This window comes from Clostridium sp. UBA6640, assembly GCF_002455975.1.
In the GTDB taxonomy this organism is placed as follows: Bacteria; Bacillota; Clostridia; order Clostridiales; family Clostridiaceae; genus Clostridium_J.
On record NZ_DKLM01000030.1, the window covers coordinates 1 to 2,357 of the forward strand.

Below are 2,357 nucleotides of genomic sequence, written 5' to 3' on the forward strand. Positions count from 1 at the left end.
AAAGTTGGTAAAAACATAGTGATAATATTTAAAACATAGGAGATGAAACAACAACTTATACCGTTGATGAGAATGCAGTTTTTGAAACATCTACAAATTTTAAATTAATTTTTTAGGCGAAAAAAGAGTTTAATAATCAATTTTTTTCTAAATAATTATAGTGTATTTATAATAAAAATGAAAAATATTTATTTTGAATCATAAAATTTTGAAAAGATAAATATAGATTATTTACAAGTTTTTAGTTTTATACTTTGTTTTATTGTAATATTAATCTAAAAACTTTCATTAAATGTAAAATAAACATCATTTTTATTCTAAAATAAATAAATTTTTTAAATTGTTCGACAGTAAATGACAAAATATGCAGAAAAAATGTGATATTATGAATTTACAGAAAAAGCACGATTTGTGTAGAAAAATGTAATAAAATAATTGAACTTATTAAGGAGGACTTAAAATGAAAAATGTTAAAAAATTAGTTGCAATGGCTATGATATTTTCAATGGTTAGTGTGAATATGGCTTATGCTGCACCAGTTAATGAGGTTGTTGGAAAGACAGCTGTTGAGACTTCAATTGAACTTGCACAAAAAAGCTGGAATGGTGAATGGGAAGGTGAGAAGACAGTAGTTTTAGCAGCACAAAATGAAGAAAATTTAGTTGATGCATTATCTGTAGCACCATTAGCTTATAGTAAAAAAGCGCCTATTCTATTAGTAAACAAGGGCGATGTAGTTAATAAGCCAGTATTAGATGAGTTAAAAGATAAAGAGATAGAAAAAGTTTATTTAGCATCTGGGGAAGGTATTTTAACGGATAAAATGAAGGAGCAGCTTGAAGAAGAAGGCATGGAAGTTGTTCGTGTTGGTGGAAAAAATAGAATAGAAACTAGCGAAAATATAGCAGAAGAATTAGGAAGCTATGATAAAGTTGCAGTAGTAGGATACAATGGTATTGCAGATGCAATTTCAATAGCTCCAATAGCATCAACTGAAGGAATGGCAATCGCTATAGTAGGTTCAAATGGAGAATTAACTAAAGATTATAAAGTAGATATGAAAGACAAAGAAGCTTATATATTAGGTGGAGAAACTTTAGTTTCTAAAAAAACTGAAGAAGAAATTAATGCAAAAAGAATTACTGGAAAAGATAGATATGAAACTAATGCAAAGATATTAGAAACTTTTAAAGATGAATTAGAGTTTAATACAATATATATGCCAAGTGGACTTCCAAATAAATTAAAAGATGGATTATCAACTTCTGTATTAGCAGCTCAAAATAATAATCCAGTAGTATTATTAGGTATGGACAAATCTCAAATGGAAGAAACAAATAAAGTATTAGAAGAGAATGTAAAGAAAGACACAGAAATATCAATTATAGGACAAGTTAAATCAGAGAACATATTAGAATTAGTTAAAAAAGTTACTGAAAAAATAGACGAGCTTAATGAAGAACATGTGGAAGCAGCAAGCACATATAAATTTTCATATGATTTAACAGGAAAAACTTTTACTGTAGCTGAAGAAGGAACAGTATTACCAATAACATTAGAAGCTGATAAAGTAGGAGACTTTGGTTATACAAATGCTTTAGTTAAAGTGGAAGTTATTAGTAAGCCAGAAGATAGTAAATTACAAATTTTAGCAAAAGATACAGAAGGCACAGAGTGGGATTTAGCACAAATTGGTCAATGGGGACCAAGTGAAGGATTTGCAATTGCTAAAGACTACAGTGAAGAAACTAAATTTACCGTAAAAACTGATACAAAAGGAAAGTATGAAGTAAAATTCAGCTTAGTTGATGTTAAAGATAGCAATAAGGTTTTAACAACTTCAACAATTGCTATAGATGCTTTACCAGCTAATTATACTGGTGATAAGGCAAAAGAATATGTTGAAGCACAAGATTTTGGCTATTTTGAAGAAGAAGAAGGATATAATGTTGGCTTTAAAATAAACACAGAAAAACTACCATATGAGAAAATTGAAGAAATTAAGATTTCTTTAATAGGGGAAGAGGAAAATGTAGCTACAAGAATAGCTACAGGAGATCAAATTCTTAAGTTAAAATCAGAAGATGAAACATATGGCGGAATAGATGGACAATTAAGTACAGTATTTAAAAACCGTGATAGTGAAGAGAGCAATGAATATTGGACTAGCTCTCCATACAACCTATTTAAGCCAGTTAGAGCTGAAATAAAAATCACAGACATAAATGGCAACACTTATACTGTTGAGAATATATTTGTAAGTGTAGAAAAATAAAATTATTTTTAATAAGACTAATTTCCTTAACATTTTGGCTAGCAATGCAATTGCTAGCCTTTTTTTTCACCTCTGGGGAACA

1 protein-coding gene is annotated in these 2,357 nt (G+C 28.8%); it reads left to right on the forward strand.

Going from position 1 to position 2,357, the window contains the following annotated elements:
* Positions 1 to 460 precede the first annotated feature (460 nt).
* Positions 461 to 2,275, forward strand: a complete 1,815-nt coding sequence (locus B2W91_RS03330) for a cell wall-binding repeat-containing protein (protein WP_291578859.1) — start codon at positions 461 to 463, stop codon at positions 2,273 to 2,275.
* Positions 2,276 to 2,357: the final 82 nt, after the last annotated feature.